20 protein-coding genes are annotated in these 25,742 nt (G+C 73.8%); 8 read left to right on the top strand and 12 right to left on the bottom strand.

Annotation, left to right across the window (positions count from 1 at the left end; genetic code table 11):
* Positions 1-149: 149 nt before the first annotated feature.
* On the bottom strand, positions 150-572 hold the full coding sequence (locus tag ACZ38L_RS08180) for an ATP-binding protein (protein ID WP_465690417.1): 423 nt from the start codon (positions 570-572) through the stop codon (positions 150-152).
* 404 nt (positions 573-976) lie between these two features.
* On the opposite strand from ACZ38L_RS08180, the gene ACZ38L_RS08175 reads away from it, so the two are divergent.
* Positions 977-1,474, top strand: a complete 498-nt coding sequence (locus ACZ38L_RS08175; protein ID WP_465690415.1) for a sigma-70 family RNA polymerase sigma factor — start codon at positions 977-979, stop codon at positions 1,472-1,474.
* Positions 1,471-2,607 carry an anti-sigma factor family protein gene (locus ACZ38L_RS08170; RefSeq protein WP_465690413.1) on the top strand — a complete coding sequence of 379 codons (1,137 nt, stop codon included), beginning with the start codon at positions 1,471-1,473 and terminating at the stop codon, positions 2,605-2,607. The genes ACZ38L_RS08175 and ACZ38L_RS08170 overlap by 4 nt, the downstream gene beginning before the upstream one ends.
* Before the next feature lie 15 nt (positions 2,608-2,622).
* On the opposite strand, the gene purU is transcribed toward ACZ38L_RS08170, so the two are convergent.
* Together purU and ACZ38L_RS08160 are read right to left on the bottom strand one after the other, a co-directional pair.
* Positions 2,623-3,504 carry a formyltetrahydrofolate deformylase gene (purU, locus tag ACZ38L_RS08165; protein ID WP_465690411.1) on the bottom strand — a complete coding sequence of 294 codons (882 nt, stop codon included), beginning with the start codon at positions 3,502-3,504 and terminating at the stop codon, positions 2,623-2,625.
* 75 nt (positions 3,505-3,579) lie between these two features.
* On the bottom strand, positions 3,580-4,017 hold the full coding sequence (locus ACZ38L_RS08160) for an SCO4402 family protein (protein WP_465690409.1): 438 nt from the start codon (positions 4,015-4,017) through the stop codon (positions 3,580-3,582).
* A gap of 241 nt (positions 4,018-4,258) precedes the next feature.
* On the opposite strand from ACZ38L_RS08160, the gene ACZ38L_RS08155 reads away from it, so the two are divergent.
* Entirely contained in the window at positions 4,259-5,530 is a 1,272-nt protein-coding gene (locus ACZ38L_RS08155) for an ABC transporter substrate-binding protein (protein ID WP_465690407.1), read from the top strand.
* Positions 5,531-5,610: 80 nt separating this feature from the next.
* Here ACZ38L_RS08155 and ACZ38L_RS08150 read toward each other — a convergent pair whose 3' ends face one another.
* Both ACZ38L_RS08150 and ACZ38L_RS08145 read right to left on the bottom strand, forming a co-directional pair.
* Entirely contained in the window at positions 5,611-6,909 is a 1,299-nt protein-coding gene (locus ACZ38L_RS08150; protein ID WP_465690405.1) for a hypothetical protein, read from the bottom strand.
* A gap of 325 nt (positions 6,910-7,234) precedes the next feature.
* Positions 7,235-8,611, bottom strand: coding sequence for a transcriptional regulator (locus ACZ38L_RS08145; protein WP_396558285.1), 1,377 nt, complete (start codon positions 8,609-8,611; stop codon positions 7,235-7,237).
* Positions 8,612-9,173: 562 nt separating this feature from the next.
* Between ACZ38L_RS08145 and ACZ38L_RS08140 the strand changes: the two genes are divergently transcribed.
* On the top strand, positions 9,174-9,884 hold the full coding sequence (locus ACZ38L_RS08140; protein ID WP_465690403.1) for a bifunctional DNA primase/polymerase: 711 nt from the start codon (positions 9,174-9,176) through the stop codon (positions 9,882-9,884).
* 452 nt (positions 9,885-10,336) lie between these two features.
* Here the strand turns inward: ACZ38L_RS08140 and ACZ38L_RS08135 are convergent, their stop codons facing one another.
* Entirely contained in the window at positions 10,337-11,032 is a 696-nt protein-coding gene (locus ACZ38L_RS08135) for a metal-dependent transcriptional regulator (protein WP_396558289.1), read from the bottom strand.
* Between the two features lie 172 nt (positions 11,033-11,204).
* On the opposite strand from ACZ38L_RS08135, the gene ACZ38L_RS08130 reads away from it, so the two are divergent.
* From ACZ38L_RS08130 to ACZ38L_RS08120, 3 genes are all read left to right on the top strand, one after another.
* Positions 11,205-11,954: a sugar isomerase domain-containing protein gene (locus ACZ38L_RS08130; RefSeq protein ID WP_465690400.1), complete on the top strand. Its 750-nt coding sequence runs from the start codon at positions 11,205-11,207 to the stop codon at positions 11,952-11,954.
* A 223-nt stretch (positions 11,955-12,177) separates the two neighbouring features.
* Positions 12,178-13,107 carry a DUF4231 domain-containing protein gene (locus tag ACZ38L_RS08125; RefSeq protein WP_465690398.1) on the top strand — a complete coding sequence of 310 codons (930 nt, stop codon included), beginning with the start codon at positions 12,178-12,180 and terminating at the stop codon, positions 13,105-13,107.
* A 62-nt stretch (positions 13,108-13,169) separates the two neighbouring features.
* On the top strand, positions 13,170-14,036 hold the full coding sequence (locus ACZ38L_RS08120) for an alpha/beta fold hydrolase (RefSeq protein ID WP_465690396.1): 867 nt from the start codon (positions 13,170-13,172) through the stop codon (positions 14,034-14,036).
* Positions 14,037-14,113: 77 nt separating this feature from the next.
* Here ACZ38L_RS08120 and fxsT read toward each other — a convergent pair whose 3' ends face one another.
* The 6 genes from fxsT to pdxH form a co-directional block, all read right to left on the bottom strand.
* On the bottom strand, positions 14,114-18,181 hold the full coding sequence (gene fxsT, locus ACZ38L_RS08115; protein WP_465690394.1) for an FxSxx-COOH system tetratricopeptide repeat protein: 4,068 nt from the start codon (positions 18,179-18,181) through the stop codon (positions 14,114-14,116).
* Positions 18,171-19,502 (bottom strand): TIR-like protein FxsC, encoded by a 1,332-nt coding sequence (locus tag ACZ38L_RS08110; protein ID WP_465690392.1) that lies wholly within the window; start codon positions 19,500-19,502, stop codon positions 18,171-18,173. The genes fxsT and ACZ38L_RS08110 overlap by 11 nt, the downstream gene beginning before the upstream one ends.
* Before the next feature lie 170 nt (positions 19,503-19,672).
* Entirely contained in the window at positions 19,673-20,482 is an 810-nt protein-coding gene (locus ACZ38L_RS08105; protein WP_465690390.1) for an AAC(3) family N-acetyltransferase, read from the bottom strand.
* A 5-nt stretch (positions 20,483-20,487) separates the two neighbouring features.
* The gene (locus ACZ38L_RS08100; protein ID WP_465690388.1) at positions 20,488-22,932 is read right to left on the bottom strand and encodes an FxsB family cyclophane-forming radical SAM/SPASM peptide maturase; all 2,445 of its coding nucleotides are present in this window, start codon (positions 22,930-22,932) and stop codon (positions 20,488-20,490) included.
* Positions 22,933-22,973: 41 nt separating this feature from the next.
* Positions 22,974-23,150 carry a hypothetical protein gene (locus ACZ38L_RS08095; RefSeq protein ID WP_396558305.1) on the bottom strand — a complete coding sequence of 59 codons (177 nt, stop codon included), beginning with the start codon at positions 23,148-23,150 and terminating at the stop codon, positions 22,974-22,976.
* Positions 23,151-23,533: 383 nt separating this feature from the next.
* Positions 23,534-24,157 (bottom strand): pyridoxamine 5'-phosphate oxidase, encoded by a 624-nt coding sequence (pdxH, locus tag ACZ38L_RS08090; protein ID WP_465690595.1) that lies wholly within the window; start codon positions 24,155-24,157, stop codon positions 23,534-23,536.
* A 384-nt stretch (positions 24,158-24,541) separates the two neighbouring features.
* On the opposite strand from pdxH, the gene ACZ38L_RS08085 reads away from it, so the two are divergent.
* Positions 24,542-25,642, top strand: a complete 1,101-nt coding sequence (locus ACZ38L_RS08085) for a citrate synthase 2 (protein WP_465690386.1) — start codon at positions 24,542-24,544, stop codon at positions 25,640-25,642.
* Positions 25,643-25,742 lie beyond the last annotated feature (100 nt).

Raw genomic sequence — 25,742 nt, 5'->3', positions numbered from 1 at the left:
TCCCCTCGCAACGGAGAGCTGACCCAAGGGTGATCAGGTGGATACGACACGTCAATGGTTCGTCCGAAATTCGGAATGGTTGCGTTGGCTTTCAGCCGGTGAACGACGGTGGACCGGCCACGTGACGTCGTTTTTTGTCGGATGATCCGTCAAATCGCCAGCGCCGTCGCGCCAACGGCCACACCGATCGGCTCCTCGGCCCGGGCGATCTCGCACCAGACCCGCTTCCCCGAGTCCTCCGGATACCACCCCCAGCGCGCGCAGAGCAGTTCGACCAGTTCCAGCCCGCGCCCGTTGCACGCGTCCTGCCCGGCGCAGCGCGGCGCGGGCGGCGTGTCGCTGGCGTCCGCCACCTCCACCCGCAGCGGCCCGGCACCGGGCGGCCAGACCAGCCGCAGCACGGCCGGCCGCCCGGTGTGCACCACGGCGTTGGTCACCAGCTCCGACACCACCAGCACCAGCGTCTCGACGTACGGCTCCCCGGGGTCGACGTCGAGCGCCAGCAACCGGGAACGGACCCAGCGCCGGGCCCGGCCGACCTCCGCTGGGTCGGCCGCCACTGCCAGCTGCACCTGAAGCACCTGCACCGCTCCACCACCTGCGTGACGATCTGGTCGGACTGTCCATGACTTCGGCACGAATACGGCTCAGGATGATCCGGCGGAACCGGAGCAGCAAGCGCTTCGGGCATATTCCAGCGATCGGGGGACAAGCCGGTGCATACTGTCCCGCTCGCTTGGGCGAGCGTCGCGCTGACGAGCGCCGCCCCGCCGACCGGCGCCCCGGGGGCGGCGCGCCGACGGTCGGTGCGACGGACTGCGCCGGCCGGCACGAACCTACCGCCCGGCCCGCGCGCCCCTGCGCTGGGCGCGCGACGAACCACCCGTGCGACATATGTCCGAGTCTGTTCGAACAGACCACCACTCTCTTCGAGGAATCGTCCCGCCGCCGCACGCCCCGGAGATACCGTGGTCGCATGACCGCCCCCGACTGGGACCAGCAGATGCGCTCGCGGCTGGACCGGGGTGAGGAGACGGCCCTCGGCGAGCTGTACGACCAGCTGTCACCCCTGGTGCACGGCCTGGCCGGTCGGATCCTGGCCGACGAGGCCGCCGCCGCCCAGCTCACCCGCGAGGTCTTCGCCCATGTCTGGGCGCACCCCGAGGAGTTCGACCCGGGCGCCCGCTCGCTGCGCTCCTGGATCGGCGAACTCACCCACCGTCGGGCGGTCGAACGACTCCGCCGGAGTTCCCTGGCCGCGGCGGAGATCCGGGCCCGGGCGGCCGCCGCCCGGGCGCAGTACGTGGTCGCCGCGCTACCGCCGTCGCTGCGGGAGACCATAGAGACCACCGCGTCCGAGTGCCGGACCTACCAGGAGACCGCCCGCCGGCTCGGCATCAGCGAGCAGGCGGCCAAGCAGCGGCTCCGGCTCGGCCTGCAACTGCTCTCCGCCGAGCTGGAGTTCGGATCGTGAACGGCGGACGTCTGGCGAGCGCACCGGTGCTGGGCGAATCGCGGCACGAGGAGCTGCGCGGCCTGCTCGGCGCCTGGGCGCTGCGGGCCTGCCCCGCCGCCGAGGCGGCCGAACTCGAACAGCACCTGGACCGCTGCCCGGACTGCGCCGAGGAGGCCGCCCGGTTGCGGCAGGCCGCCATCCGGCTGGGCCCCGACGACCCGCTGGACCACCCGGACAACCTGCGCCGCCAGGTACTCGACTTCTGCCTCGCCAAACGCCCGGCCGCGGTGCCGCTCGCGCCATGGGCCGGCCCGTACGCCGCGGAGACCGCGAAGTTGGACGCCCTGCTGCGCGACCTGGGCCGCGGCGAGTGGCTGGAGGTGGCCGAACTGCCCTGGCACGGCGGGGTGCTGCGGCGCCGGCCGGCCGAGGTGCTGTGCCATCTGGCGGCGGTGGACGGCCTGGTCGCGGTCGCCCTCGGGCTGCCCGACCCGGTCGGCGCCGCCTGTCCCCGGCTGCCCGGCCGCAGCGCGCCGGCCGCCCCGCCCTGGGACGTACTGGTCGAGCGGACCGAGCGGCTGACCGACGAGCAGGGCGACCGGCCGCCGGACGCGGTCCGCGGCTTCTGGCGCCGGCAGAGCCTCGACCTGATCCGCACCGTCGCCCCGGGCACCGAGGCCGAGGTCGACTACGGCGTGGCGACCCTGCCGGTCCGGGACGCCTTCATCGACCGCGCCTTCGAGTGCTGGATCCACGGTGAGGACGTGGCCCGCGCGGTCGACTACCCGTACGCCGCGCCCGCCCCGCAGCACCTGCGCCAGATGGTCGACCTGGCCGCCCGGATGCTGCCCGCCGCGCTGGCCGGTCAGCGCGGTGCGGCGGAGCCGGCGGACCGGGCGGCCGGCCGGGTGGTGCGGCTGGTGATCGAGGGCCCGGCGGCCGGCGAGTGGCTGATCCCGCTGGACCCCACGGCGGACCCGGCGGACCCGGCCCCGGCTGATCCGGTGGCCGAACTGGTGGTGGACGGCGTGGAGTTCTGCCAGCTCGCCGCCGCGCACCGGGAGCCGGACCGGCTGCCGGTCGGCGAGTTCGGCGACCGGGCGGCGATCCGCGAGGTGCTCACCGCCCTGCCACTGCTCTCCCGTCCGTGACCACCGCGTCCGTGACTACGGGAAGACGACCGTCCGGGTCCCGTTGAGCAGCACCCGGTGCTCGCAGTGCCACTTCACCGCGCGGGCCAGCGCCTGGCACTCGACGTCCCGGCCGAGCGCGACCAGCTGCTCCGGCGTCACGCCGTGGCCCACCCGGGCCACCTCCTGCTCGATGATCGGCCCCTCGTCCAGGTCCGCCGTGACGTAGTGCGCGGTCGCACCGATCAACTTCACGCCCCGGGCGTGCGCCTGGTGGTACGGCCTGGCGCCCTTGAAGCTCGGCAGGAAGGAGTGGTGGATGTTGATCACCCGGCCGGAGAGCGCCTTGCAGAGGTCGTCCGAGAGCACCTGCATGTAGCGGGCCAGTACCACCAGGTCGACCCGCTCGGCCTCGACCAGGTCCAGCAGCTGCTGTTCGGCCTGCGCCTTGGTCTCCCGGGCCACCGGGATGTGCACGAACGGGATCCCGTACGAGGCGGTGAGCTCGGCGAAGTCGGTGTGGTTGGAGACCACCGCGACGATCTCCACCGGCAGCGCGCCGATCCGGCTGCGGAACAGCAGGTCGTTCAGGCAGTGCCCGAACTTGCTGACCATCAGCACCACGCGCATCTTCTCGTCCACCGAGTGGATCGACCAGTCCATCCGGAACGAGTCGGCGATCGCCGCGAAGCTGGCCCGCAGCTTCTCAGCGCCGACCGGCGCGTCGGCGGTGAAGTGCACCCGCATGAAGAAACGCCCGCTGTCCGGGTCCCGGTCACCGAACTGCTGGCTGTCGATGATGTTGCAGCCGGTCATGAAGAGGTAGCTGGAGACCGCGTGCACGATCCCCCGCTTGTCCGGGCAGGAGAGGGTCAGCACATACTGGGCCGGCTCCACTGCGCTCTGCTGCTCCTGCACGCTCTGTTCCGTCCTCACGTCGCTACGTCACTTGGGGTTGCGGTAACTTCCCAGCCTGGCACAGCCGACGGCCGTTCACCCGACCCGGGTGAGAATCCTCAGCACTTCGAGCGAGCGCGGCGGGGTGGCCGGGTCCTCCCCGTCGTTGACGCAGAGCAGCACGTGCGCCTCGCGCGCCGCCGCAGCCGCCTCCGGCCAGCCGGGGTGGCCCAGGTAGGCGGCGGCCGGGGCGTCCGCGCCGACCTCGTGCAGGATCCGCAGCACCCGCAGCACCGCCGCGTCCACCAGCGCGGCCTCGGCCGCGTCCCGGACGATGGTGCCGATGTACTTCTCGGCCGACCAGCGGTCCAGCCAGCTGTCCTCGACCAACCGGTAGACGGCGTCGGTCACGTCGCCGAAGCCGTCCCGGCCGGCGGCCCAGTAGTCCTGCTGGAACTGTGGGTCGCCGAGCATGTGCAGGGCGGAGCGGATCCGGGCGCGCCAGCGCCACCAGGGCAGATCGTTGAGCGGCATGCCGCCCATCGTGCTGGAGCGACGCCCCGCCCGAGAAGAGTTTCGCGCAGAGCTGTCCGAGGAATCTGTGCTGTCCGCCATGGGAGACGATCGTACGTTCCTGATGTGTCGGCCATCTACACGCGTCCACACACGGTGTTCGCCCCCGGGTCACCGGATGTTCGCCCAGCTGCCCGCTGAGCTTGCCGCACCGCGTCAAGGCTGGTTCGCGCTGCCGACGTTACCGGAGGGGGAACCCGAGATGACCGAGCCCGCACGACATCCGCACAGACGCACCGCCGCCCGCCGGGCGGCCCTCGCCCTCCTGCCCGTGCTGCTCGCCGCGTCGGCCTGCGGGGGGCCGGCCGACGCCGGCAGCGGCGCCGGGATCACCGTGATGACCTGGGCGCCGACCGACTCCGGCTCCGCCGCCGCCCACCCCGGGATGACCGCGCTGGCCCAGGCGATCGGGCGGCAGCTCGACGGCCAGGGTGGCCTGGCCGATCACCGGCTGCGGGTGCTGACCTGCGACGAACACAACACCGCGGACGGCGCGACGGCCTGCGCGGAGCAGGCGGTGAACGCCGGCGCGGTCGCGGTGATCGGCTCCTACAGCCAGTTCGGCGACAGCTTCATGCCGGTGCTCGAGAACGCCGGGATCCCCTACCTCGGCGGCTACGGCCTCTCCGACCCGGAGTTCACCAGCCCGCTCTCCTACCCGGTGAACGGCGGCATGCCCGCACTGCTCGCCGGCAGCGGACGCCAGTTGGTCGCCGCGGGCTGCCGGACGGTCGCGCTGATCCGGCCGGACACCCCGGTCGGCGACCAGCTCGCCGACGAACTGGCCGGCGCGCTCAACCCGTCGAACGTCCGGCTGGTGGACGTCCCGGCCCAGCAGGACTCCACCGACTACACCGCCACCGTGCAGCAGGCGATCGGCGACGACGCGCCCGGCGACTGCGTGACCACCGTGCTCGACCCGGTGCCGACCCTCAACCTGCTGGACTCCTACCGGCGGTCGGACCACCACGACATCCGGCTGGCCTCGGTGATCGGCAGCGTCCAGCAGTCCGTGCTGGACTCCACCGGCGGCGACAGCGGGCCGCTCGGCGGCGCCTACGCGACCGGCTGGTACCCGCCGGAGGCGGCGACGGTCTGGGACCCCCTGCGCGCCACCATCCAGGCGGACGGGGACGGCAACCCGGCGCTGGACGACTCCGACCCCGGGGTGCAGACCACCTGGGTCGCCTACCAGGTCTTCCAGCAGGCCGTCCGGCTGCTCACCGGCAAGCCGGTGACCGCGAGGAACCTGCGCGACGTGCTGGACAGCGGCACCCCGATCACCACCGGTGGCGCCACCCCACCGCTGTCCTGGGGGCTGACCGACATGCTGGCCAGCGCGGACTGGCCCCGGCTGGTGAACACCTCGGTCACCTTCCAGCAGGTCCAGGGCGGTCGTCTGGTCGAACAGCGCCCCGGCTTCGTCGACACCCGCTGGGTCCTCACCGGCGGGAAGCCCCCCGCCGGTTCCTGACCGCCCGCCCTCACGGCCCCCGCCGGACGCCCGCCGGACGCCCGCCCGGGCCGCGTCCGGCGCGGTCCGGGCGGCGGCCCCTACAACTGCTGGTCGCTCAGGGTCGACAGGCCGGCCTGCTGGGCGATGGCGTTCCAGAGGGTGGCGGCCTGCTTCTTGGCCGTGCTCGCGGCGGCGCTGGACTGGTCGCCCGCCGTGTGGTTGGCGTTGGACTGGGACTTGCTCGGGTCGCAGCCGCCCTGCAGGTCGCCCGCCCAGGCCGCGTACGACTGGTCCGCCGCCTCCGAGGCCTGCCAGGCCGAGGTCAGCTGGGTCACCAGCTGCGGTCCGGTGGCCAGCTGGTCCACCTTGAGCGCGGCCAGCGAGGTGATCAACTGCTGGCGGCTGGCGGCGGCCTGGGTGAGCGCGGTCTGGGAGGCCGGCAGGTTGCTGCAGCTCTTGATCGAGGAGACCGCGCCGATCACCGCCTGCCGGCTGGCGTTCGCGGTGCCGAGCAGGGTGGAGAGCGCCTGGGCCTGGCTCTGCGCCGCCGCGCTCAGCGGCCCGCCGCTCACCGGGGCACTGGCCGCGCCGGAGGCCCTGCCGGCGGTGGACTCCGGGCTGCCCTGGGCCACCGGGGTCCTGGCCGTGCTGCTGCCGCCACCGCCGCCGGTCAGCACGGCGACCAGGACCCCGCCCACCACGCAGGCGCCCACCACACCGGCGATCAGCTTGGTCCGCGAGCCGCGCCCGCCGCCGGACGAGCCCTGCGCCCGGCTGCCCGAGCCGCCCTGCGCGCCGTAGTCCGCCTGGCGTTGCCCGTACTCCGGCTGCTGCCCGAACGACTGCTGCCCGCCGTACGACGGCTGCTGCCCGCCGAAGGACTGCCGGGCCCCGAAGCTCTGCCCGCCGAACGACGGCCCGCCGCCGTATTCCGGCTGCTGCCCGTACTCCGCCTGGTGTTGCCCGTACTCCGGCTGCTGCCCGAACGACTGCTGCCCGCCGTACGACGGCTGCTGCCCGCCGAAGGACTGCTGGGCCCCGAAGCTCTGCCCGCCGAACGAGGGCTGCTCGCCGCCCCCCGCCGAGGGATCACTGGTCGGGTACGGCGGCAGGTACTGCGTCGCCGGTGCCGGGTCCACCTCCGGGAAGCCGGCCGGCACGCTCGGCATGTACGCCGTCGCCTCCTCGCCCCAGGCCTGCCCGGCCTGCGGCTGCGGCCCGGGGAACGACGGCACCGCGGCGCCGGGACCCAGGTACTCCGGAGCGCCGGTGACGGCCTGGCCACCGGGCCCGCCCTGGACCGGCGGTGCCTGGTACTCCCCGGCCGCGGGCTCCGGACGGAACAGATCGTCCAGATTGAAGTCACCGGAGTTGGGGTACGAGCGGCGCTGGCTCAACGCGATTCCTCACCTGTGCACGGCTCCGGGCACGCCGGGACAGCCAGGGGCGACCGGGCGGCATCCGGCCACCCGCCCTGTCTCTCCGGTCTGAGCACCCGGGCCTTCCTCGGTTCTTCCGCGCGCTCGCTGACGGCGGACCACGTCTGGGGGTTCTACGGAACGTCCCGCCCACGCTACCCGTTCACCGCCACGGGTGACTACGCGGGCAGACGTCCCAGCCTTTCACCCTTCCGACGCGCGGGGGCGCCGCCCCGTTCCGCCACGGCCATGCCGGCCGCGTCACAGCCGGGCCCGGCAGCCGCTCGCCGGACCCGACCCTCCGTCACGCCGCTTCCACCTCCGCGCGCTGTTGGAACTCGCGCACCACCCGGTAGTCCCGGTACGGCTCCAGGCGGCGCCGGAAGTCGTCCAGGTACTCCACCCCGCGGTTCGAGCGCAGGCCGTTCAGCAGCCGCATCGCCTGTGCCCCGGTCTCGCAGGCCCGTTCCACCTCGCGCTGCTGCAACTGCGCGGTGGCGAGCAGCACCAGGTCCACCGCCCGCCGCCGGACCCGGGTCGGCGGGTGCAGGTCGAGCGCGATCCGGGCCTGCCGCTCGGCCTGCTTGGCCTGTTCCAGGTCCCGGTAGCAGTGCGCCAACTCGTCGGCCAGGTAGGCCTCGTCGAAGTGCGCGATCCAGTCCGGGTCGTCCTCCGGGTTGCGCTGCTCCATCGCCGCGACCGCCCGGGCCGCCACCAGGTCGCAGGACCGGGCGTCGCCGAGCAGCGCGTGGCCGCGCGCCTCGGCGGCGTAGAACATCGCCATCGCGGTGGGGGTGGCCACCGATCGGGCGCCCTCCTGGGCGGCGCGGGCGAGTTGGGCGATCTCCCGCGGGTTGCCCAGGGTGGCCGCCAGGTGGCTCATCGAGGCGGCCAGCACGTAGCCGCCGTAGCCGCGGTCGTCGGCGGCCTGGGCGAGCCGCAGCGCCTGGATGTAGTAGCGCTGGGCCAGCCCCGGTTGCCCGGTGTCCACCGCCATGTATCCGGCGAGCTCGGTCAGCCTGGCCACCGCCGCGAACAGTTGACGCCCGGTCTCCTCCCGGTAGCCGCCGCTGAGCAGGCCGGAGACCACGCTGTTCAGGTAGTGCACCACCACCGGTCGGACGTGGCCGCTGCCGAAGCGGTGGTCCAGGTCGACCAGCATCTCGGTGGTGGCCCGGATCGCCGCGACGTCGGACGGACCGACCCGGGGGCCGCCGCTGCGCGCCACCACCGGGTCGGGCGGAGTGATCAGCCAGTCCCGGCTGGGCTCGACCAGTGCCGAGGCCGCCACCGAGGCGCCGTTCAGGAAGTCGCGCCGGCCGACGTCGCTGCGCCACAGCTCGCAGACCTGCTCCAGCGCCCCGCTCAGGGTCGCGGCGAACTGCAGCCCGACGCCCGAGGTGAGGTTCTTGCCGTCGGCCATGCCGATCTCGTCGACGGTCACCCCCCGGCCGAGTTTGCGGCCGAGCGCCTCGGCGATCACCGCCGGTGCCTGGCCGCGCGGTTGCTGGCCGCGCAGCCAGCGGGCGACCGAGGTCTTGTCGTAGCGCAGGTCCAGCCCGTGCTCGGCCCCGCAGAGGTTGACCCGGCGGGCCAGCCCCGCGTTGGAGCAGCTCGCCTCCTGGATCAGCGACTGCAGGCGCTCGTTGGGCTGTCGTGCGACGAGTGGTCTCGCGGCCATGGGCTTCGCCTCCCCAGCGCCCTCCGGTTCCGGCCGGCGGGCGTCGACTCTGCTGCTCTGGTACCTGCGGCCGACCGAGCCCGTCGGACTCATGGCGCGCCGACTACCCGGCCAGTGAAGGAACTTGAGGCCAGGTTAGCGATCAACGACACCATCGGGATACCCATGCGGACGACCCGTTCCTCATACGCGCCCGGCAAAATGCTCCCGTGCGCCCCCGTTGCGCCCGGCCGGACCCAAACGTCCGACGCGGGCCCGACGCCACCCCGATCGCCGCTCAACGCCACTCCGTACGCCGGGCTCCGGCAGGCTCGGCGGTGGGTTCGACGCCAACCACGCACCCACGACGCGCCCTTCACGCGCCATGGCTCGCGCCACGGTCCACGCCACCGCACGCGCGGACCGCCGGCGGCGGGCCCGACGGCGCACGGCCCCGTGCGCCACCCCCGGCCGGGTGTCCACCTCCGACCGCCGCTCACCGGTTCGGGTGACATTACCGACTCCCGGCCGGCCACCCCGCACCCGCCCGTAACCCGCTCCACGCAAGCCAGTTGAGCAGCACGTGGAACAGACCCCAGGAACCCCGGAGCAGGGCAGTGACGGCACGATCCCCCCATTGCTGATCGAGGCGGTCAGATACGCGGAGGACCGGCACTGGGAGGTCGCACCCGGCACCTGGCTGGTCGAGGACGACGGGCCGGCCCGCTGCTCGTGCGGCGACCCGCGCTGCCCGATGCCGGGCGCGCACCCCACCGGCCAGGACTGGCGGCGGCGGGCCAGCGCCGGCCCGGGCGTGGTCCGCCGCTGGTGGACCGAGCACCCGCAGGCCTCGATCCTGCTGCCGACCGGCCGTTCCTTCGACGCGCTGGACGTGCCGGAGCGGGCCGGCTGCCTGGCGCTGGCCCGGATGGAGCGGATGGAGCTCCAGCTCGGCCCGGTGGTGGCGGCCCCCCCGGCGCCCGGGCAGCACGGTCGCCGGCTGCTCTTCCTGGTGCTGCCCGGGGTGCAGGCCAAGCTGCCGGAGATGCTGCGCAAGCTCGGCTGGGCGCCCGGCCGGCTCGACCTGGTGACCCGCGGCGAGGGCGACTGGATCGTCGCCCCGCCGTCCCGGGTCGGCCCGTACCGGTTCGCCCAGTGGGCCCTGCCGCCGTCCGCGCTGAACCGCTGGCTGCCGGACGCCGCCGAGCTGATCAATCCGCTGGCGTACGCCTGCGGGCGCGAGGCCTCTCCCCCGCGCCCGGTTCAGCCCCCGCAACCGGCGGCGGTGCGCTGACTCGGCGTCATCTCCGTCCTGCCATGGCGGGCCTGGGCTCCAGGTCCGCCATCGGCGTGCCCGGATAAGACACCGGTGTACCCGTTGATCGGCTCCGGAAGCCGCTCGGACGAGTGACAGCGCTCAAGGATTGGCGCGATCTGCCGAGGGGATGAATCCCTCCGAGCGCGGATGGCCACAAAGCATCAGGAAAGGGGCAACTCGGGGATTCTGGACCGGGGGAGCCGGAGGGGACGCCTGGACGGGGAAGCCGGGCGTGGCACGGAGGGGAAACGGGAGGGAACGGGGGGTAGGGAGGGAAACGGGTGGGGAGCGGGGTGGGACCGTGGGGGGGGGGGGGGGGGGGGGGGGGGGGGGGGGAGGGGAGGGGGGGGGGGGGGGGGGGGGGGGGGGGGGGGCCGGGGGGGGGGGGGGGGACCCCCCCCCCCCCCCCCGACGCACGTGCTCCTCGGCTACAGCTGGGCGGCCACGAAGACGTGCGCCGCGATGTCCTTGCCCAGCTCGGCCGCGTTCTCGCCACTGCCCACCAGCACGCCGCCGAGCGCCGGCGCCACCTGCACGGTCGCCCCCGGCCGGATCCCGGCCCGGCGCAGCGTGCGCATCAGGTCCTCGTCGGTCTGGATCGGCTCGCCGATCCGGCGCACCACCACGCTGGCGCCGTCATCCCCCGGGCGCAGCGAGTCCAGGGTGACCAGGGCGGCGTCGAAGCCCTCGCCCTCGGCCTTGGTGTCGCCCAGCTCGTCCAGCCCCGGGATCGGGTTGCCGTACGGCGACTGGGTCGGGTGCCCGAGCATCGCCAGCACCTTGCGCTCGACCGTCTCACTCATCACGTGCTCCCAGCGGCAGGCCTCCTCGTGCACCTCCTCCCACTCCAGGCCGATCACGTCGACCAGCAGGCACTCGGCGATCCGGTGCTTGCGCATCACCCGGACGGCGAGCCGGCGGCCCTCCTCGGTCAGCTCCAGATGACGGTCCCCGGCGACCTGGAGCAGCCCGTCGCGCTCCATCCGCCCGACCGTCTGGCTCACCGTGGGGCCGCTCTGCTCCAGCCGCTCGGCGATCCGGGCCCGCATCGGGGTGATGCCCTCTTCCTCCAGCTCCAGGATGGTGCGAAGGTACATCTCAGTCGTATCGATCAGCCCAGACATCGCCGCCGGCTCCGTTCCCTCGGTGTCCTCACCGCCAATTCTGACGTACCGGACCGACAACCGAGGCCGCGCGACCGCCCGGGGGAGACGTTTTCGTCCCTGTTGACAGCGGGATGCTCCAGGCCGCACGGTGCTCGCCGTAGCTTTCTCCACTGGTGGCAGGGAAGATCTCATGGACGACCTGGTCGGGCAGTACTTCGACACCGCGGTGGCCCACCTCCAGCGGGTGCGGACCGAGGAGACCGGGAACGTCGACCGGGCCGCCCGGCTGCTGGCCGACGCGGTGACCGAGCGGCGCCGGGTCTTCACCTTCGGTGCCGGCCACTCCGCGCTGGCCGCCCAGGACGTGGTGTACCGGGCCGGCGGCCTGGTCCCGGTCAACCTGCTGAACGTCCCCGGGATGGCCGGCGTCACCGTGATGCCCGCGCCGCTCGGCAGTGCCCTGGAGCGGGTCTCCGGCCTGGCCACCGCCGCCCTGGACCTCACCCCGGCCCGGGCCGGCGACCTGCTCTTCGTGGTCTCGCTCTCCGGCCGGCAGGTCATGCCGGTCGAGCTGGCCGCGCACGCCCGGGCTCGTGGCCTGCACGTGGTCGGGCTCACCTCGCTGGCCTATCCGGGGCGGGTCAGCTCCCAGCACCCGTCCGGCAGCTTCCTGAAGGACCACTGTGACGTGGTGCTGGACAGCAAGATCGCGGTCGGCGACGCCGAGCTCGGCCACCCCGGCACGGACACCGCCTTCGGCTCGGTCTCCACCATCGTCACCAGCGCCCTGATGCAGGCCGTGGTGGTGGCCGCGATCGGCCTGCTCGCGGACGCCGGGCACACTCCGCCGCTGTTCCGCTCCGGCAACGTGGACGGCGGCACGGAATGGAACGCCAAGCTGATGGCCGAGCACGCCGACCGGATCTTCTACGCGTACTGAACGGGGCTTTCAGCCCCGCGCCCGCCGGTTCCCCGCGCCCACCGCCCGCCACCGCCACCCCGCGAGCCCCCCTTCACTCCGCTGCCCCCGAGAACGGCGCGTACCGACCTGTCCGCGGCGGCCCCGACCGCTCATACTGGCCGGACGCAAGGCGTAGTCGCCCTCCCCCGAGGGCAGTACGTCAGCGTCCGGACGACACGACGCCGCGCTACGGGGGGACCGGATGGCAGCCGGTACGGGACCGACGGGCTTCGTACGCGAGGCCGAGCTGCTGCCTGAGCTCTTCCGGATCGCCGACTCCGCCTCGCTGCGCGGCCAGCGCCGGGCCGTCACCCTCTCCCGTGGCGAACTGCTGCTGCTCACCGCCGCGGCCGCGGCCGGCTCGGTCGGCGGGGCACCCAGCGCCTGGCTGGCCGCCGCCGCCTACCTGGCCACCGCCTGCCTCGCCGTGCTGCTCAGCCGGCAGAACCCGCAGGGCCTCTGGTACGAGGGGCGGGCCGCGGCCGAGTCCGTCAAGACGCTCGCCTGGAAGTTCGCGGTCCGGGCCGACGCCTATCAGCCACCGCCGACCACCCTGCCGGACGCCGAGGGCCTCTACCGGCTCCAACTGCGCGGCATCCTGCGCGGGTTCGAGCACAGCCGGGCGCTCCCCGCGGACGCCGTCGCGCGGGCCGGCGGACTCACCGCGGCGATGCGGGAGTTGCGCGAGCAGCCGCTCACCGTGCGCCGCGAGGTGTACCTGCGCGAGCGGGTTCGGGCCCAACACGACTGGTACCAGGCCAAGGCCCGCTACTGCGCCGCCGCCAACCGGATCACCGGGCTGCTCGGGGTGGCCCTTCCACTGCTGGGCGTGGCGCTGGCGGTGCCGCGCGCGCTCGGCCGGCTCGACCACGCCCCGCTCGGAGCGGTCTCCGCCGTCGCCGCGGCGGTCACCGCCTGGGCCCACCTGCGGCAGTACCAGCCGCAGGCCACCGCCTACCAGCTCGCCGCCGACGAACTGGAACTGATCCGCACCCAGCTCACCGGCCTGGACCTCACCGCGACCGACGCGGAGGAGCTCTGGGCCCGGCTCGCCCGGGACGCCGAGGACGCCGTCTCGCGCGAGCACACCACCTGGCAGGCCCGCCGCGAGGTGCGCGGGCTGGACCGCTGACCGATCTTCCGAAACGCACAGCACCACCTCGTCCCTGTCCCCTAGGCATCGGAGGCCCCGGCGTGCAGCCGCGACTGGTCAAGACCGCCGACGGCCGGAAGCTGGCGGTGGAGACCTTCGGATTTCCCGCCGGCAAGCCGGTCTTCCTGCTCCACGGAACGCCCGGCAGCCGCATCGGGCCCACCCCACGCAGCACCGTGCTCTACAACCTGGGTGTCCGGCTGATCGCCTTCGACCGCCCCGGCTACGGCGGCTCGGACCGGCTGCAGGGCCGCCAGGTGGCCGCGGCCGCCGCCGACGTGCAGGCGATCGCCGACGAGTTCGGGCTCGCCCGGTTCGCCGTGGTCGGCCGCTCCGGCGGCGGCCCGCACGCGCTGGCCTGCGGCGCCCTGCTGCCCGGCCGGGTGCACCGGGTGGCGGCGCTGGTCAGTCTGGCCCCCTGGGACGCCGAGGGGCTGGACTGGTACGGCGGGATGACCCCCTCCAACGTCCGCGACTACCGGGCCGCCGAACGCGACCACCAGCGGATCGCCGCCACCATGGAGCTGCGCGCCCGCCGGATCCGGGACGACCCGGCCACCCTGCTGGCCGGCCTACGCCGCGAACTGCGCGGCAGCGACCGGGCGGTGGTCTCCGACGCGGGCATCCGTCGGATGCTGCAGCGCAACTACCGTGAGGCGTTCCGGCAGAACGCGGACGGCTGGATCGACGACGTGCTGGCCTTCACCACCGACTGGGGTTTCAAGGCCCAGGACGTCACCGCGGCCACCTGGCTCTGGCACGGCGCCGACGACGCCTTCTCCCCGGTCGACCACTCCCGCTGGCTGGCCGCCCACATCCCCGACGCCACCCTCTTCCTGGAGCCCGGCGCGGCCCACTTCAGCTCGTTCCGCGTGCTGACGGCGGCGCTGAAGTGGGCGGCGGGCTGAGCCGCCGTCGGGCGACCCGCGCCTCCGGGGCCGCGGGCGGGTGCCGCCGGCCCACCGGGCCGGCCGTTCCCGGACGCTCAGACCGGCTGCGGTTCCAGGTCGCGGTTGATGCGCTTCCAGCCGCGGGCGGAGACCGTGTTGGGGTGTTCCTCGCCCAGCTGGCGGATGAACTCGGCGACCGCGCGGGCGCGGAGTTCGGCGGCCTGGTTGGCGCGGCCCGCGCCGCGCAGGGTGATGGCGAGGTTGGCCTGGCAGGAGACCGCGTCCGGGTGGCGCGGGCTGTAGCGGGCGCACAGGCCGCGGTAGGAGGCCTGCTCCAGCTCCTCCGCCTCGGCGAACCGGCCGAGGTCGCCGTAGCAGTTGGCCAGGTTGATCATGCCGTTGAGGGTGAACGGGTGGTCCGGACCGAGCACCCGGCGCAGGGCGTCCACCGTCGCCCGGCCCAGCTCCGCGGCCTCCGCGACGCTGCCGCTGCCGCGCAGGTAGATCACCAGGTTGTTGGCGCAGGCCAGGGTGAACGGGTGCTCCTCGCCGAAGAGTTGCTGGTGACCGACGTGCACCTGGCGGGCCAGGTCGCGGGCCGCGTCCTTGTCGCCGCCGGCGCTGTAGTCGGCGGCCAGGTTGAGCGCGCAGGCCAGCGTGTCCGGGGCGTTCTCGCCGTAGCGCTCCAGGTAGCGCTCGTAGGTCTCCTTGGTGAGCCGGCGCGCCTCGGCCTGCCGGCCCGCCTTGCGCAGCGAGACGGCCAGCGACTTGGCGTTGCGCAGGATCTCCGGCACGTCGATGTCGAGCACCTCGGCGTAGGCCTCGACAACCTCCTGGTGGATCGTCACCGAGCCTTCGTAGTCGCCGCCTTCGCGCAGGTCGCGGGCCAGGTTGGACTTGCTGGAGAGGGTGTACGGGTGCTTCGGCCCGAGCACCAGGGCGCGCCGGTCCAGGGTGTCCTGGTCCAGCTCCTGGGCCGCCGTGCTGTCGCCGACCAGCCGGTAGTCGATGGCCAGGTTGTTGGCGATCGACAGGGTCCGCGGGTTGTCCTCGCCGAACTGCTCGCGGAACCGGTCCAGGATCTCCCGGTCCAGCTCCAGCGCCTTGGCGAACTCGCCCAGCGCCCGCCGGTCCGCGCTCAGCGAGCCGGCGGTCATCAGGGTGTACGGGTGGTGCTCGCCGAGCACCCGGCGCTGGCGTTCCAGGGTGTCCTCGTCCAGCTCCATGGCGTCCGCGTACTGGCCCTGCGAGCGCATCACGTTGGCGAGCTGGAAGCGCAGCAGCAGGGTCTGCCGGTCGTCCTGGCCGAGCTTGGCGGTCCAGGCCTCGTCCAACAGGTGGCCCATCCGCCGGGCCTGCGCGAACTCGCCGCGCTTCCACAGGTAGCGGACCCGGTCGATCATCAGCTGGCGGGTGTCGGACTCGTCGCAGTCGTGCGCCCGCGACGGCGACAGGTGCGGCCAGATCTCCTCGAACGCCGGCCAGTTGGCCGGGTCGTCGGTGTCGCCGACGACCGGCCGGGCACCGATCAGGATCCGATGCACCTCGTGCACGGTGTCGTTCTGCTCCTCCGGGGTCATCTCCGAACGGATGACCTCCTGGACCAGCCGGTGCACCTGGATGCTGTTGGCGCCCGCGTCCACCTTGGCCAGCGCGTACCGGCCGATCGCCTGGATCACCCGGCCGAGCAGGAACTTGTCGCTCAGCCCGGGGTCGAACGGGACCAGCGCCCGGATCATCTGGTCGCTGTAGAAGAGGTTCATCGAGATCGGCTCGGGCGCGAAGTACGCGCAGAGCTGGAGCATCCGGGCGGCGGCCGGGGACTGCTGGCGCAGCCGGGCGATGGAGACCCGCCAGGTGGCGCCGACGGTCATCGGGTAGTCCACCGGCCGGCCCAGCTCCAACACCCGGGCCGCCTCGGACTGGAGCGCGGCGATGTACTCGGCGACCGGGGTGCCGGTGGCCTTCAGCCAGGCGCCGGCGACCTCGACGGCCAGCGGCAGGTCGCCGACCGCCTCGGCCACCGCGTCGGCGTCGGTCCGGCTGAGCGCGCCCTCGGTGCGCCGGGTCAGGTGGTCGATGCTCTCGCCACGGGTGAAGACGTCCATGGTGAGCGCCTCGGCGTGGGTGGACCAGGCCTGGTTGCGCGAGGTGACCAGGATGTGGCCGGCCCCACCGGGGAAGTAGCGACGGATCTCGGACGGCTCGTCGGCGTTGTCGAAGATCAGCAGCCAGCGCTTGGCCCGCTCACCGCGGCGCAGCGCCTCCAACGCTATGTCCGCCGCGAGCGCCACCGGCTCGTTGCTGGCCCGGCCCATCTTCCGCGCGAGCTCGGCCAGTTGACCCTGGATCTCCTCCTCCTGCTCGGCCGAGATCCACCACACCAGGTCGTAGTCGGCCATGAACCGGTGCGCGTACTCCTGGGCCACCTGGGTCTTGCCGACCCCGCCGAGGCCGTACAGCGTCTGCGGCACCGGCAGCACCGCCGTGGTGCCGCCGCCGAGCTGGTTGCGCAGCCGTTCCAGCACCTCGGCCCGGCCGGTGAAGTAGGTGTTGCGCGGCGGCACGTTCCAGATCTCCGGCTGGGTGCCGGGGAACCGCGGGCCGACCGTCGGGTCGATGTGCGGCAGTTCCTCCCGCCCGAGCGCCTTGACCAGCGCCGCGAGTGCCTGCGGCTCCTTGAGGTTGACCAGGTCGACCGGGTTGCGGCTGCTGAACGGCGCGGCCAGCGGGGTGGAGCCGACCCGGACCGGGATCAGCTGGCGCCGGGTGCCGGACGGGTCGGACCCGACCACCGACTCCCACAGCGCCCGGGCCTGCGGCGAGCGCAGGTAGGCGGGCGAGAGCACCGCGACGGTCCGGAACGCGGCGTCCACCGAGCGCTCGGTCTCGGCCCGGGTGTCCGAGCCCGCGCCGACGTCCCGCGGCAGCACCCGGAAACCGGCGGCGCCGAGCACGTACTCGATCCAGTCCGCCCACATCCGGTCCTCGGGCACGTAGCTGAGGTAGATGTCGGCGGGCACCGCCGGGCGGCGCCGGGTGAACGCCTCGATGTAGCGCAGCCGCACCTCCTCGTCCATCGGCGGCAGCGCGGAGACCCGGCCCTCGGTGAGCACGTCGCAGAGCCGCTCGCAGGCGGAGAGCATGGTGGTCGGGGTGCCCGGCTTGTCGCCGAAGGTGGCCAGGATCTCCTCGTAGGCGTAGAACGGCCGGTACGGGATCTCCACCGAGCCCCAGTAGTGCACCAGGTCCTCGCCGACGTAGCCGGAGGGCAGACCGTCGAAGCGGATCCGGGCCAGCGAGCGGCCGGCGTCCGCCTTGTCCTTCTCGAAGTCGTCGATCCGCATCGGGACCGGCAGGATCCGGATGCCGCGGTCGCGGTAGCGGTCGGCGATGTGCTGGGCGATCCGGGAGGCGCCGTCGATGCTCTGGTCGCTCAACGTGAAGCAGACCACCAGGTCGTCGGGCATCTGCACGGTGCAGATCTCGGCCGTGTCGGAGAGACCGGTCCGGCTGTCGATCAGCACGTAGTCGTAGCGCCGGCGCATGTCGGCCCGGAGCGCGTCGAAGAACTGCCCGCCGTCGAACCGCTCGTAGAAGATGTCCCAGTCCAGGCCGCCCAGGGTGCCGGAGTAGTCCCGGTCCTGCCGGCCGGCCGAGAGGAACTCGATCCTGCCCCCGCCGGGGAACCCGTTCCAGGAGAGCGGCAGCGCGTGTCCGGCCACCTTGGCGTAGTCCAGGTGCCAGCCGGGCGTGTGGCCGATCGAGGCCAGCTCCTCCCGGTAGCGCTCGGGTTCCAGCAGGGCGTCGGCGTGCAGCTCGGTCTCCCGCAGCGCCTCCTCCCGGTAGTCGTTGATCAGCGTCATCACGCCCGGGGCCTCGACCAGTTCGGCCGGGTCCAGGAAGGGGTGGAAGAACTTGGCCAACCCGGGGGCCTCCAGGTCCCAGTCCACGGTGAGCACCCGGAAGCCGTTGGCGGCCAGGATCCAGGCGGTGTTGGCCAGCGCCATGGTGCGCCCGGTGCCGCCCTTGTAGGAGTAGAAGGTGATGATCCGCCCCTGGCGGTCCTCCTGGTCCCCCCGGGAGGGCACCGGGGCGCCCCCCGGTGCCTGGGCCGAACTGCGGCCGCTGACGCGGAGGTTACGGGTCCGTTCAGACGTCATGGAAGCCTCCGTCGTCGTCCTCGCCGGGCTCTGCCGGTCTGCTGGGAAGTGCGCGTGCGGTACCGCTGAACGCCCCCTGGAAGCTGGGTCGGCTCTCGCCGCCGCCGGCCGCCGGCCGGGACAGCCCGCGTTCCTTGAAGGCCTTCTGGGCACGGATCGCGGCGTGTTGGAAGACCAGGCCGAAGTCCCGCGCGGTGGGCACGCCTTCGGCGTCGGAGCCGTCCACCGGGCCGGGCCGGAAGGACGGTCGGGCGGAGGACCGGCCGCGCTGGCGCAGCACCTCGTCGCTGAGGGCCGCGAAGGCCGCGTTCTCCGCCGCGCACTGCGGGTCGTCCCGGTTCCACGGCTCCACGATGGTCACCCAGGCCGGGTTGCGGCGGGCGAACTCACGGACCACCTCCCGCCGCCCGGGGTCGCGCAGCACCCAGCGGTCGACCAGGACGACGCCCGGGCCGAGCGGCCGCTCCAGCTCCATCAGCCGGGCCGCCTCGACGTCGAACTCGTGGATGGTGGGATTGAGATCGCACTGCCGGGCGAGCTGGGCGGCCTTCTCGGCCAGCGCGACGTCCGAACCCCGCAGGTACGGCTGCCAGTCGACGCGGCGCTCGCCGTAGTACGCCGGGTCGCGGTGCGCGGGCAGCTCGGCGGCGGTGAACGACAGCACGGCTATGGTCAGTTCGTCGGCCGGCGAACGGCCGGGGAACGCCGAGGGGTTGGTGGTGAAGTCGACCGGCTCGACCACCGGGACGACGGTCTCCAGCGCCACCTCGACGATCCGCCGGGCGAGCTTGTAGACCACCTTCTCGTACAGGCCCTGGTGGTGCCGCTGGGCCATCAGCGCGTACAGGCCGTCCTCGGTGTAGGCGCGCGGGAAGCTGGAGTGGTTGTACTGCACCGCACTCGCCACCGGCGGCAGCGCGCCCTCCCGCATGCCGACCCAGAGCACCGGCACGATCGCGCTGTTCTGGGCCGGCCCGCCGGGCGCGTTGGCGGCCCGCTGCGCGAAGGTGTACCACTCCTGGCCGCAGGGCGTGCTGCGGAACAGCCGCGGGTGGTAGAGCGGCACGAACACCCGGCAGGTGGCCAGCGCCTCGGAGATCTTCGCCGCCCAGTTGTCGCCCTGGTGCATGGTCTCGTCCATGAAGCCCACCGGCTCGGCGGTGGGCAGCGGCGTCAACTGCAGGACGGCTTCGCAGAGGTCCTCGTAGAACTGGCTGACCCGCAGGTTGGGGTTGCGCGAGCCGACCGGCGGCATGTGCGCGTAGCTGAGGAAGAAGTGCGGCTTCGCCGAGGCCTTCCGCTCGCCGTCAGCGTCGTTCACCCGCGCCTCCCCCGGGCCAGTCGACCATCTGAACCCCCGCCGGGGCCTTCAGTGTAGGAAGGTCGGCTTCCCCAGGGGAATAGCGCAACCGGCCAACCCTCTGATCATGCGGCAGAGCACCGTCAACTGTCAGTCCCTTTGCCGGATCTGCCGATCAGCCGGGCCGGGGGTCAGCCGTCGAGCTGGTCGGCGAGCCAGCGGGTCGCCTGGTCGACGGCCGGGACGACCGGCAGCAGCACCGCCCGGGCCGCCCCGACCGTCCCCTCGCGCACCTCGGTGAGCCGCGGTCGGACGGTCTCCAGCATCCGCGGGAAGTGCCGGTCGTCCAGGTCGACCCCATCGAACCGGAGCCACTCGGGCCGGCCGTCGGCGCCCAGCACCCGGCAGCCGTAGCGCTTCCGCGGCACCTGCGGAAGGCGGTACTCGGCCAGGTGGAAGACGGTGCAGCGGGTCAGCGGCGCGCCCAGCATCAGCACCTGGGCGCCCGCCTTGTAGAGCCGCCCGACCGGGGAGCGCTCGCCCAGGTGGCACTCCGGCGGGTGGTCCTCCAGCAGCTCCCGGGCGAGCGGGCCGAGCGCGGCGAACGAGGTCTGCGGATGGGCACTGCGCAGCGCGCCCGGCGTGGTCCGCAGCTCCTCGGAGAGCCGGCCCATGGTCGGTGAGCAGGGCGTGCGCAGCGGGTCGAAGGGCGGCATGGCGGCCCGGTAGGCGGCCAGCGCGGCGGCGTCCAGCCCGGCGGTGGCCTCGGCGTGCAGCCGGGAGGTGTCGGAGTTCTCCGGCGTCGCGGTGTAGCCGACCACCGTGCCCTCCGGGCCGAGCGCGGCGCGCAACGCGGCCAGCAGCCCGGTCGAGCCGCCCGCCACCGGGCCGATCGCGCGCAGCGAGGCGTGCACCAGCAGGACGCCGGTACGCGGCGACAGCCCGAGCTCCCGGAGCGCGCCGGTCAGCTCCTCGACGGCGTGCCGCTCGACGGCGTGCACGGCCGTCAGGACCCCGCCGGCACCGGCGCGGCCCGCCGGGCCTGCCAGGCGGCCAGGTTCTCGGCGATCGCCCGCTCGGCGGCGGCCGTCGCGGCCGGCCCGACCGGGACGGCCAGCCAGGGCGCCACGGCGGCCCGCATGCCGCCCGCGAAGCGCTCGCCGAGCGGGGTGAGCGCGCCGGAGCCGGCCAGCGTGTCGATCGCCCGGTCGGTCAGTGCCCGCCAGGTGGCCAGCTGGGTCCGGGCGTGCTCGGCCGGCTCGCCGGGCAGCCCGTCGTAGGCGGCCACCCGGGTGCCCCAGAACTCGGTGACCGCGAGATGCGCGTACGTGCCCTGCAGCAGGCCCTCCAGCGGGCGCGGGTCGGGGCGCCAGGGGGCGTGGTAGCGGCCCTGGTCGGCCGGGTCGTAGAGGTCGTGGAAGTCCAGCACCGCACCCAGCTTGACGTGCTGGAACTCGTGCGCGACGAGCAGCGCGAGGATCGGCGCGGTGGCCGGGCGGGCGATCCCGACCGCGCCGAAGGCCTGCCGGGCGGCGGCGCTGACGTCCCGGCCGGCCGGACCGGGCCGCAGCGGGGTCAGGGTGCCGAGCCCGGCGGCGATCCCGGCCGCGTGGTCGGGCAGGTCACGGACGGTCAGCTCCCAGGCCTCACGCAGCGCGCCGGTCCAGCCGGCCAGCGCCTCGGCGGAGAGCCGGGGCTCGACCGGCCACTGGTGGCTGTCCCGCTGGGGGTCGGTGTCCTCCAGGGCCACCGTCCAGCCGGGCAGCGCGACGCGGCGGACCGGCTGCCAGCGCTCGTCGGCCTCCTGGTCCCAGCCGATCCGCAGCCGCTCGCCGTCGGGGGTGCGGACGGTGCAGCCCTCCGCCGTGCCGCGCAGCACGGCCGTGCCGCTGCCGCCGGTGAACAGCCGGCCCAGCGTGGGCAACTGGACGGCGCCGGCGCGCACCGGCAGCGCCAGCTCGTCCTGCCGGCCGGCCCGCAGCATCGCGGCGGCCGCCACCTCGGCCAGGCCGGCCTGGTCCGCGCCCGGCTCGCCGCGCAGGCAGCGCACCGCCCAGGTCCGCAGGTAGGGGTGGGCCAGCACCGCGTCCACCGCCTGCGGCGCGCGCTGGTCCAGCTCGGTGAGCAACGCCCAGGCCTCGCCCGGCGCGTCCGCTCCGACCGCCGCCAACAGGCCGCGGCTGAGCCCGAGTTCGGCCGCCGCCAGGGCCCGGACGGCGGCCTCGCCGCCGTGACCGCGGGCGAGCTCGTCGAGCTGGGGCTCGGTCAGCACCGGCGGCTGCGGCTCCCCGGCCGGCGGGGCGCCGGCCGCCTGGGCCGGCAGGACGGCGGCGGGAACGATCCGGTCCCGGATCGTGCCGATGAGCTGCATCAGGTCCCCGCAGAAGACGGACGGGTTGTCGAAGCCGCTGCCGGTGCGCCAGCGGTGCGCGTAGAGGCCGCCCCCGCAGCTGCGGACCACCGGGCAGGCCCGGCACTGCGCGCTGAGCCCGGCCAGGCCGGACTGCCGGGCCAGCATGCCCGGGTGCCGGGCGACCTCGTCGAGGCTGTGCCGGAAGACGTCGAAGCCGGTCGCGGGGGCGCCGTCGTAGGCGGTCTTCAGGCTGTCCGCCTGCTCCAGCGTGCCGTCCGTCTCGACCACCACCAGGTCGGCGGGGTCGAGGCCGAGCGACTCGGTGAGGCTGGAGGCGCCGCGCAGGGTGCGGTGCACGGAGTCGAAGGTGCGGACCGGCACCGGGCGGCCGTCGGCCTCCCAGCGCCGGTGGACGGCCAGCAGCCAGTCCGCGTACGGGGTGGGCCCGGCGCCGCCCGGGCGCGCGGGCGGGGTGTCCCAGGTGGCGTGCGGCAGCAGGAAGTCGATCCGGGGCGGTTCCAGCGCGACCAGCGCCCGGTACACCGCGATCGGGTCGTTCGCCACGTCGATGGTGCAGAGCAGGCCGGCGTAGAGGTGACGGTATTCGGGCCGGCGCAGCAGGGCGACGGCGGCCAGCACCTGCGGGTGGCTGCTGCGGCCGTCGGCGAAGCGCCGGTGCCGGTCGTTGGCGGCCCGGTCACCGTCGAGCGAGATGCCGACCTTGATGTCCAGCTCGGCGAAGAGCTCGCAGAACGCCTGGTCCAGCCGGACCCCGTTGGTATGGATCCGCAGGTCGAGCGCGCAGTCCGGCGGGAGCGCGGCGCGCAGGCTCTCGGCGGCCCGGCGCAGCAGCACCGGGCCGGCGAGCAGGGGTTCCCCGCCGTGCAGCACCACGTGGACGGCCGGCAGCCGGTGGGCGGCCGCGTGCTCCGCGATCCGCCGGGCCGTCTGGTCCAGCACCTCCGCGGCGATCGCCCTGGGCCGGCCCCGCCAACTGGTGTCGGCGTGTTCGTAGACGTAGCAGTGGTCACATGCCAGGTCACAGCGGCTGTGCACCTTCACCACGAACTGCGAGAAGGGGACCGCGGGGTGCGTCATGCGGATCTCCCGCCGAGGAGGTGGCCGCCCGAGGGGTGCGGTCAGATCGAGGAGTTGAAGGCCGCGACCGGGACCAGGCCCGAGTCGTCGGCGGGCAGCGCCCGTCGGTAGGCCGCCGTGAGCCGATCCGCGCCCTGGGCCGAGAGGGTCTCCAGTGGGACCCGGACGACCTGCTGCTCGATCTCGTCCACTGGCTTGACGTCCAGCATGGTAGGCATATCTGAGATCCCCTCAGAAATGATGCGCTTCAAGTGCATCGGGTGTGGGTAGAGAAGAGCATCGGGCGGATCCACGACACCCGAGCGTCCAAGGTATCCGCCCAACAGGCGATTATCACTCCCTGAAGTTGGCACACTTCGCCCCGGTTTGGCGCCGTGTGCTGCCGCGAGCTGCGCGGACGATCCCCGACGGGCCGATCGAAGTGAGCCGGTCAGCAGCCAGAACCACCCCCCAGGGTGAAATCGGGCTACGTCATTCGGCGTACCCGTGATCATGCCCGGTTACGCCGCCGTCCGCGCCGGCTGGACGCCCTGACAACGGTCGCGCCCCCGGCGCGCGAAACGGCGGAACCGGGGGCGCGCGGTACGTCGATCGCCCGGCCTCAGGGACAGAGCCGCTCGACCCGCCAGCCGTCCGGGGCCGCGGCGTAGCGCAGCCGGTCGTGCAGCCGGTTGAGTCGCCCCTGCCAGAACTCCACGGTCTCCGGCACCACCCGGTAGCCACCCCAGAACGGCGGCACCGGCACCCCCTCGCCCTCCGGGTAGCGGGTGGCCAACTCGGCGTACCGCCGCTCCAGCACCGCGCGGGAGTCCACCGGACTGGACTGCTCGCTCGCCCAGGCGCCCAGCTGCGAGCCGTGCGGCCGGGTCCGGAAGTACGCCGCGGTCTCGTCCCGGCCGGTCTTCTCGACCCGGCCGATGACGATCACCTGACGGTCCATCGGGTGCCACGGGAAGAGCAGCGACGCGTACGGGTTGACCGCCAGCTCGACGCCCTTGCGGGAGCCGTAGTTGGTGTAGAAGACGAAGCCGCGCCGGTCGAAGCCCTTGAGCAGGACGGTCCGCGAGCTCGGCCGCCCCTCGGCGTCCGCGGTGGAGAGCACCATCGCGTTGGGCTCGACGACCCCGGCCTGCTCGGCCTCGGCGAACCAGCGGACGAACTGGGCGACCGGGTCGGCGGCCAGATCCTGCTCGGCCAGGCCGGCCAGGGCGTACTGGCGGCGCATCGCGGCCGGATCGGGCACGGTACTCAGGGGCGCGGGCTGGGCGCGTTCCGGGGTCTGCACGTCAACATCATCCCGTACGACAAGCGACGGGCCGAGCTTCGCCTATGGAATCTCGACATCGAGAGATATGGTGTCTCGCCACCGCTTCGCCGCCCCTGCCTCGAAGATCTGTCCGGAATCGCCGGGTATGACCGGAAGATCCCCGGTCCATCGCCGGCTCCGGCGCGGAGGAAGCCGTCCCATAGGGGAAACATCACCGCAGTGGTGTATGGCGCAATGCACCCAGTGCCTGTCACTCTGGCACCGAGTGCCAAACACCCACTAACGGTCACAGGCCGCACCACCCACGGCGGCCGGCCGGTCACGTCACTGAGGAGCCGCGTGATGTCCGATTTCGTACCCGGGCTTGAGGGAGTCGTCGCCTTCGAGAGCGAGATCGCCGAGCCGGACCGCGAGGGCGGTGCGCTCCGCTACCGCGGCGTCGACATCGACGACCTGGTCGGCCACGTTTCCTTCGGGCACGTCTGGGGCCTGTTGGTGGACGGCCGTTTCAACCCCGGCCTGCCCGCCGCCGAGCCGTTCCCGATCCCGGTGCACTCCGGCGACATCCGGGTGGACGTGCAGTCCGCGCTCGCCATGCTGGCACCGGTCTGGGGCCTCAAGCCGCTGCTGGACATCTCCGCCGAGCAGGCCCGGGACGACCTCGCCCGGGCCGCCGTGATGGCGCTCTCCTACGTGGCCCAGTCGGCCCGCGGCCAGGGCCTGCCGATGGTCCCGCAGCGCGAGATCGACAAGGCCGAGACGGTGGTCGAGCGGTTCATGATCCGCTGGCGCGGCGAGCCGGACCCGAAGCACGTCAAGGCCGTCGACGCCTACTGGACGTCCGCCGCCGAGCACGGCATGAACGCCTCCACCTTCACCGCCCGGGTGATCGCCTCCACCGGCGCCGACGTGGCCGCCGCGCTCTCCGGCGCGGTCGGCGCGATGTCCGGCCCGCTGCACGGCGGTGCGCCGTCCCGGGTGCTCGGCATGATCGAGGAGATCGAGCGCACCGGCGACGCGGCCGGCTACGTCAAGAAGGCGCTGGACAAGGGCGAGCGGCTGATGGGCTTCGGCCACCGGGTCTACCGCGCCGAGGACCCGCGCGCCCGGGTGCTGCGCCGGACCGCCATGGAACTGGGCGCTCCGCGCTTCGAGATCGCCGAGGCGCTGGAGAAGGCCGCCCTGGAGGAGCTGCACAACCGCCGCCCGGACCGGGTGCTGGCGACGAACGTCGAGTTCTGGGCCGCCATCATGCTGGACTTCGCCGAGGTCCCGGCGCACATGTTCACCTCGATGTTCACCTGTGCCCGCACCGCCGGCTGGTCGGCGCACATCCTGGAGCAGAAGCGCACGGGCCGGCTCGTGCGTCCCTCCGCGCGCTACGTGGGTCCGGGCCCGCGCAGCCCGCGCGAGGTCGAGGGCTTCGAGGCCATCGCCGGCTGATCCGCGGCGCCGCCCGGCCCGGCGCGTTCCAGGTGAACGCACCGAGCCGGGCGGCGGCGCCTTCCGGGCCGCACGGCCGGAGACATCTCACCCCAGATGT

This window comes from Kitasatospora sp. NPDC024654 (assembly GCF_055559155.1).
The sequence above is the reverse complement of the archived record's forward strand: the minus strand, read 5'-3'. Positions and strand labels throughout refer to the sequence as shown.

Coding starts and splice junctions, on each gene's coding strand:
- ACZ38L_RS08175 (WP_465690415.1), top strand. CDS start 977: ATGACCGCCCCCGACTGGGACCAGCAGATGCGCTCGCGGCTGGACCGG.
- ACZ38L_RS08160 (WP_465690409.1), bottom strand. CDS start 4,017: ATGCCGCTCAACGATCTGCCCTGGTGGCGCTGGCGCGCCCGGATCCGC.
- ACZ38L_RS08155 (WP_465690407.1), top strand. CDS start 4,259: ATGACCGAGCCCGCACGACATCCGCACAGACGCACCGCCGCCCGCCGG.
- ACZ38L_RS08145 (WP_396558285.1), bottom strand. CDS start 8,611: ATGGCCGCGAGACCACTCGTCGCACGACAGCCCAACGAGCGCCTGCAG.
- ACZ38L_RS08135 (WP_396558289.1), bottom strand. CDS start 11,032: ATGTCTGGGCTGATCGATACGACTGAGATGTACCTTCGCACCATCCTG.
- ACZ38L_RS08130 (WP_465690400.1), top strand. CDS start 11,205: ATGGACGACCTGGTCGGGCAGTACTTCGACACCGCGGTGGCCCACCTC.
- ACZ38L_RS08125 (WP_465690398.1), top strand. CDS start 12,178: ATGGCAGCCGGTACGGGACCGACGGGCTTCGTACGCGAGGCCGAGCTG.
- fxsT (WP_465690394.1), bottom strand. CDS start 18,181: ATGACGTCTGAACGGACCCGTAACCTCCGCGTCAGCGGCCGCAGTTCG.
- ACZ38L_RS08100 (WP_465690388.1), bottom strand. CDS start 22,932: ATGACGCACCCCGCGGTCCCCTTCTCGCAGTTCGTGGTGAAGGTGCAC.
- ACZ38L_RS08095 (WP_396558305.1), bottom strand. CDS start 23,150: ATGCCTACCATGCTGGACGTCAAGCCAGTGGACGAGATCGAGCAGCAG.
- pdxH (WP_465690595.1), bottom strand. CDS start 24,157: ATGCGCCGCCAGTACGCCCTGGCCGGCCTGGCCGAGCAGGATCTGGCC.
- ACZ38L_RS08085 (WP_465690386.1), top strand. CDS start 24,542: ATGTCCGATTTCGTACCCGGGCTTGAGGGAGTCGTCGCCTTCGAGAGC.